This window comes from Nitratidesulfovibrio liaohensis, from assembly GCF_011682075.1.
Lineage (GTDB): Bacteria > Desulfobacterota > Desulfovibrionia > Desulfovibrionales > Desulfovibrionaceae > Cupidesulfovibrio > Cupidesulfovibrio liaohensis.
Window position 1 is genome coordinate 1 of the sequence record NZ_VSMK01000128.1, and the last position, 6,264, is coordinate 6,264.

The window sequence follows — 6,264 nt, forward strand, 5'->3', positions numbered from 1 at the left end:
CCGGGCGTTTGCCACCGGCCAGCATCAGGCCGTTGCACACCCTGGCGCCCCGGCAGCCGGACCCGACCACGCTGCGTTTGCCGCGCCGCGCGCCGCGCTCCGCCACCACAACCCACGAGACACATGTCGCAAGCCACCACCGCCACGCTGGAATTCGACGACGCCGCACTGGCCAACCAGCTGTTCGGCGCGCACAACGCCAACCTTTCCCTGATCGCGGAAAAGTCGGGCGTACGCCTGGACACGCGCGGAACCACCGTCACCGTTGACACGGACGACGCCCGCGTGCGCGAAACGGTACTGAATCTGCTGGCGCAGCTGTACGGCCTGCTGAAGTCGGGCCACCCCGTGTACCCGCGCGACATGGCCTATGCCTACGGCATGCTCGACCGCGACCCTTCCGCCGATCTGCGGCGCATTTTCCGCGATGCGGTGTTCGTGGTTTCCCCCCGCAAGACCATCACCCCCAAGACCCTCAGCCAGCGGGACTACGTGGCCGCCCTGCGCGAGAACGACATGGTCTTCGCCGTGGGCCCGGCGGGCACCGGCAAGACCTACCTTGCGGTGGCCGTGGCCCTTTCCATGTTGCTGGCCAAGAAGGTGAAGCGCATCATCCTTACCCGGCCCGCCGTGGAGGCGGGAGAAAAGCTGGGCTTCCTGCCCGGCGACCTGGTGGAGAAGGTGAACCCCTACCTGCGCCCGCTGTACGATGCCCTGCACGACATGCAGGACTTCCAGAAGGTGGCCGACATGCTGGAAACGGGCATCATAGAGATAGCGCCGCTGGCCTTCATGCGCGGACGCACCCTGAACGACGCGTTCATCATCCTGGACGAGGCGCAGAACACCACCCAGGAACAGATGAAGATGTTCCTCACCCGCCTGGGCTTCGGCTCGCGCGCGGTCATCACCGGCGACATCACCCAGATAGACCTGCCCGCATCGGGCAAGGCCGACGCGCTGTCGCGTTCCGGCCTGGTGCACGCCCTGCGCGTGCTTGAAGGCGTCAAGGGAATCCGCTCCATCCGCTTTCACGAAGACGACGTGATCCGCCACCCCCTGGTGGGCAGGATCGTGCAGGCCTATGAACGCCACGAAACCGCAAACTCCCGCTAGGCACAAGGCCCTCAGCGCCGAATCGGTGGCCGCGCCGTTCCGCTGGCTGGCCCGCCACCAGGCCGGACCGGGTCTGTTCTTCTTCTGCCTGACCATGATCGCCCTGGCCGTGCTGGCGGGCGCCAATCTTTCGCCCTCCGTTCGGTTGTACGTGGCCGGAGAAATCGCCTCGCAAGAGGTCACCGCCGACCGCGACCTGCTGGTGGAGGACGTGCAGGGCACCCGCGCCCGGCGCGATCAGGTGGCCCAGTTGCAGCCCGCCGTGTTCGACCTGAGCCGCGAGCCGGTCACCGCCCTGCGCCAGCGGGTGCACGAAATCTTCCTGGCCGTGAACCACGCCGACCCGGCGGAACAGGAACAGTTGCGCTGGCAACTGGCCGAGGCGCTGGGCACGGAAATCACCGAGCGCACCATCAGCGTACTGACCAGCGAAGAGTTGCAGACCCTTGTGACCACCCGCGCCCTGCCGTGGCTGGAATCACGTCTGGCGGAGGGCGTTTCCGCCGATACGCGCATCGTGCTCCAGTTCAAGGGCGGCATACTGCTGCGCGACCTGGCCACCGGCAGCGAAACCCTGCGTAGCGACCTGCAGAACCTGCACGACCTGCGCTCCGTGGTTTCCGAACTGAGCCAGAATCTGAAGAACGAAACCAAGGCCTCTCTGGCGGTGCGCCGCACCGCCGTGCTGCTGCTGTCGCCGCTGCTCTCCCCCACCCTGACCCTGAACCGCGAGGCCACCGACGCCCGCGTGGCGGAAATGACCGCCGCCGTGGAACCGGTGTTCTACCGCATCCAGAAGGGCGAGGTGGTGGTGCGCCAGGGCGAACGGGTAAGCCGCGAGCACCAGCTGAAGTTGCAGGCCCTGTGGGCGCGCAAGGGCGAAAAGGTGCACGTGGCCACGGTGGTCGGGGTGCTGCTTACCTCGCTGCTGCTGGGCGCAGGCATGCTGTTTTCGCCCAGCGGACGCATGGGTTCCGCCGTGCGTCAGAAGGACCTGTTCTTCGTGGCGCTGCTGCTGCTGGTGTTCGCGCTGATGTCCAAGGGGCTGACCCTGCTGGGCCAGCGGGTGCTGGAGCAGGGGGCGTCGCTGACGCCGGAGGTGCTGTCCTTCGCCTTTCCCGTGGCCGGGGCGGCGGGCCTTGCCGCACTGATCTTTTCCGCCCGGCGCTACTGCGTCACCGGGCTGCTGCTGGCTTTCTTCTGTACCGTGCTGGCGGGCGGTGGGCTGCCCCTGTTCATGTTCTATTTCCTGGGCGCCATGTGGAACACCTGGCTGGTCACCCGCGCCCAGACCCGCCAGGACGTGGTGTGGAGCATGCTGCCGCTGTGCGCGGGCCAGTTGCTGATCTGGCTGGGCGCAACCGCCCTTGGCGGGCACGTGGACCCGGCGTCCATGGCGTGGGGAGTGCTGGCCGTGGCGGTCAACGCCATGCTCTCGCTGCTGCTGCTGTTCGCCCTGTCCCCCATCATAGAACTGTGCCTGGGCTACACCACGCGCTTCCGGCTGATGGAACTGATGAACCTGGAACAGCCGCTGTTGCAGGACCTGATGGTGGCCGTGCCCGGCACGTACCACCATTCGCTCATCGTTTCGAACATGGTGGAGGCCGGGGCCAAGGCCATCGGCGCCAACAGCCTGCTGTGCAAGGTGGCCGCGCTGTACCACGACATCGGCAAGTTGAGCCGCCCGGAATACTTCATCGAAAACCAGTTCGGCGGGCGCAACAAGCACGACAAGCTGGCCCCGTCCATGAGCGCGCTGATTCTCACCTCGCACGTCAAGAAGGGCGTGGAACTGGCCCAGCAGCACCGGCTGGGGCAGGAGATCGTGGACATCATCGGCCAGCATCACGGCACGCGGGTGATCCGCTACTTCTACCAGAAGGCCGTGAACCAGGGCGAAAACCCGCGCGAGCAGGACTACCAGTACCCCGGCCCGCGCCCCCAGACGCGCGAGGCGGCCATCGTCATGCTGGCCGACGCCGTGGAGGCATCCAGCCGCACGCTGGTGGAACCCACCCCGGCGCGCATCAAGGGGCACATCGACACCATCGTCAAGGGCATCTTTGCCGAGGGGCAGCTTGACGAATCGGAACTGACCTTCAAGGACCTGCACAAGCTGGGCGAAAACTTCCACCGCATTCTCACCGGGCTGTTCCACCAGCGCATCGGCTACCCGGATGCGACCAAACCCGGCCAACCCGATCGCAGTCCGGACCGCGACGCGCCCAAATGCGGCGAGAAGGGCGCGGAAAAGTGCCCGGAGAAAAGCGGGGACAAGACCGGCGACAAGAACGGCAAGACCGTGGAGAAGAACGGCGGGAATGGCGATATTCCTTGCCCAGTCTGCCCGCCCCCCTGCCCCGATACCGCGACCACTGTGCCCTGCCCGGCCTGCGACGAGCCGCAACCGCCCATGCCTTGCTGCTACGGCACGCTGGACGGCGGCAACGGCGACGGCCCGGTGAAAAAGGATGCCCCCGTGAACGCTCCAACGGGCACTCCGGCGAACGCTCGCACGAGCACTCCCGCGAACGCGCAGGAACCCGCCAGCCCCGAGGCGGGCGCCAAGCCCTCCAAGCCCGTCTAGGCCGCCATGCTGGTGCTGCGACGCGCACCCGGCATGGGGTGGATGCTGCCCCTGGCCCCCGGCGAATTGCGTGCCGTGTTCGCGGCCATGCAACAGGCCACCGGCCTTGCCGGATGCACCGTGGAACTGGATCTGGTGGGCGACGAGGAAATCGCCCGCCTGAACGCCGCGCACCTTGGCTGCACCGGTCCCACCAACATCCTGTCCTTTCCCGCTCAGGACGGCTACGTCGCGCCGAATGACTTCACGTGCGAAGGGGCGGCGGACGGTCTGGATGCGGGACCGGATGCAGGTCCGGGCGACGACGAAGAGCCAGACGACTCCCCCTGCCACCTCGGCTGGCTGGTGCTGTCGCTGGACACCTGGCGGCGCGAATGCCTGCTGTACGGGCAGGAACCGGTCGAACACGCCCTGCGCCTGCTGGCGCACGGGCTTGGGCACCTTGCAGGGTACGACCACGGCCCGGAAATGGACGAGTTCACCGACGCCGCGCTTGAAGCCGGGCGGGACGCCGGGCTGGCGGTTCTGCCTGCACAGGCCTAGCGGCTTCTCCCGCCTTTTCGCCCCCCTGCCCCCCCCGCAGTAATCTGTCTGCCTGTCCGCTTGCCCGTCCTCAGCCTGACCGCCTGCATCGACAAATGAAGCGGGGGCGGAAAAACCTTGTCCGGTTCTTCCGCCCCCGCGTTGCGTTCGGCGTCTGCACTCCGTCTTCCTGCCGGGTCATGCCCGGCATGGAACGCGCGCTATCCCAGCTTCTTCTGCAACAGCTCCGTTACCAGGGCCGGGTTGGCCTTGCCCTTGGTCTTGCGCATGATCTGCCCCATGAAAAAGCTGATCAGCTTGGTCTTGCCGCCCTTGTAGGCTTCCACTTCCGCCGGATTTTCGGCAATGGCCTCGTCCACGGCGGTTTCGATGGCCGAGGTATCGGAAATCTGCACCAGCCCGCGCTCCTTCACGAAGGCCTCGGGCATGGCGCCGGTTTCCACCAGTTCGCCAAAGATGTCGTTGGCGATCTTGGCGCTGATCAGCCCAGCCTCGACGATGCGCACCAGTTCACCCAGCGCTTCGGGCCGCATGGCGATGGCGTCCACGGTCACCGCGCGCTGGTTCAGTTCGCGCAGCAGCGCGCCCTGCATCAGGTTGGCCACCTTCTTGGGCTGGCCGCAAGCCGCCGTGGCCGCCTCGAAGAAGTCGGCCAGCGCCTTGTCTGCGGTCAGCACGTCGGCGTCCTGTTCGGACAAGCCGTGCTGTTCCATGAACCGGACTCGGCGCGCCTGCGGCAGTTCCGGCAGGTCGGCGCGCCAGCGGGCCAGATCGTCTTCCGCGATGCGCACCGGCATCAGGTCCGGGTCAGGAAAATATCTGTAATCGTGGGCTTCTTCCTTGCCGCGCATGGAGACGGTGACGTTCTTCACCGCGTCGTACAGGCGGGTTTCCTGCACCACGGCGTCGCCGTCCTCCAGCACGTCCTGCTGACGGGCGATTTCGTACTCGATGGCCCGCTGCACGTTGCGGAACGAGTTCAGGTTCTTCAGTTCCGCGCGGGTGCCGAATTCCTGCTGCCCCTTGGGGCGGATGGACACGTTGGCGTCGCAGCGAAAGCTGCCTTCCTCCATGTTGCCGTCGCACACGCCCAGATACACAACGATGGCGTGCAGGGCCTTCAGGTAGGCCACGGCTTCTTCGGCACTGCGCATGTCCGGCTCGCTGACGATCTCGATGAGCGGCACGCCCGAACGGTTCAGGTCCACGTAGCTGGCGTTGTCGCCCGCCGAGTGGATGTTCTTGCCCGCGTCGTCCTCCATGTGGATGCGCGTGATGCCGATACGGCGCGTCTGACCGTTCACCGTGATGTCCAGGTGGCCATGCTCGCAGATGGGCGTTTCGAACTGCGAAATCTGGTAGCCCTTGGGCAGGTCCGGATAGAAGTAGTTCTTGCGCGCGAACACCGAGACGGGGTTCACCGTGCAGTTCACGGCCATGCCCATGCGGGCGGCGTATTCCACGGCGCGGGCGTTGGGCACCGGCAGCACGCCGGGCATGCCGGAGCACACCTCGCACACGTTGGTGTTGGGGGCCGCCCCGAACGCGGTGGAGCAGGAACAGAACAGCTTGGACCGCGTGCGCAACTGGGCGTGCACTTCCAACCCGATGACGGCTTCATACAAGGCCATGACGAATCTCCTGACGGCTTGAATGCAAAGGCAATGCGGGGCTCCGCCCCGCCCCCCGCAAGGGGGCCGCGCCCCCTTGACCCCTTACTAAAAAGTTTGGGGGGATGGGGGGTACGGGGGAAGGAGACCCTTTCCAAAGGGTCCCTTCCCCCGTTCATATTTTTGCTCTGAAATCTCAACCCTTCACGTTGTTGTACAACTCGGGGTTGAGACTGGGATCGTTGTACATCTTGAACTGGTAGTAGGCCTTGGGCTGCTTGCGGCCTTCCAGGAACTCTTCGGTCAGGTCCAGCACAGCCTGGGCCAGGTCGGCGCGCTGCTCGCGCAGCACGGCCAGCTTGGCGGCGCAGCGTTCGCGGTGGTCGGGCGCGGCGTCCGCGCGTT

The 6,264-nt window shown here is 66.3% G+C and carries 5 protein-coding genes; 3 read left to right on the plus strand and 2 right to left on the minus strand.

Going from position 1 to position 6,264, the window contains the following annotated elements:
• Positions 1–123 precede the first annotated feature (123 nt).
• The 3 genes from FVW27_RS05605 to ybeY are packed head-to-tail and all read left to right on the plus strand — an operon-like array spanning position 124 to position 4,249.
• Positions 124–1,116: a PhoH family protein gene (locus tag FVW27_RS05605; RefSeq protein WP_167123453.1), complete on the plus strand. Its 993-nt coding sequence runs from the start codon at positions 124–126 to the stop codon at positions 1,114–1,116.
• On the plus strand, positions 1,085–3,706 hold the full coding sequence (locus FVW27_RS05610) for an HD family phosphohydrolase (protein ID WP_208294650.1): 2,622 nt from the start codon (positions 1,085–1,087) through the stop codon (positions 3,704–3,706). Before FVW27_RS05605 ends, FVW27_RS05610 begins: the two co-directional genes overlap by 32 nt.
• Before the next feature lie 6 nt (positions 3,707–3,712).
• The gene (gene ybeY / locus FVW27_RS05615; protein WP_167123455.1) at positions 3,713–4,249 is read left to right on the plus strand and encodes an rRNA maturation RNase YbeY; all 537 of its coding nucleotides are present in this window, start codon (positions 3,713–3,715) and stop codon (positions 4,247–4,249) included.
• Between the two features lie 200 nt (positions 4,250–4,449).
• On the opposite strand, the gene gatB is transcribed toward ybeY, so the two are convergent.
• Together gatB and FVW27_RS05625 are read right to left on the minus strand one after the other, a co-directional pair.
• On the minus strand, positions 4,450–5,880 hold the full coding sequence (gene gatB, locus FVW27_RS05620; protein ID WP_167123457.1) for an Asp-tRNA(Asn)/Glu-tRNA(Gln) amidotransferase subunit GatB: 1,431 nt from the start codon (positions 5,878–5,880) through the stop codon (positions 4,450–4,452).
• A gap of 175 nt (positions 5,881–6,055) precedes the next feature.
• Positions 6,056–6,264, minus strand: a 209-nt coding sequence (locus FVW27_RS05625; RefSeq protein ID WP_167123459.1) for a DUF4254 domain-containing protein, incomplete at its 5' end; no start/stop codon positions are given.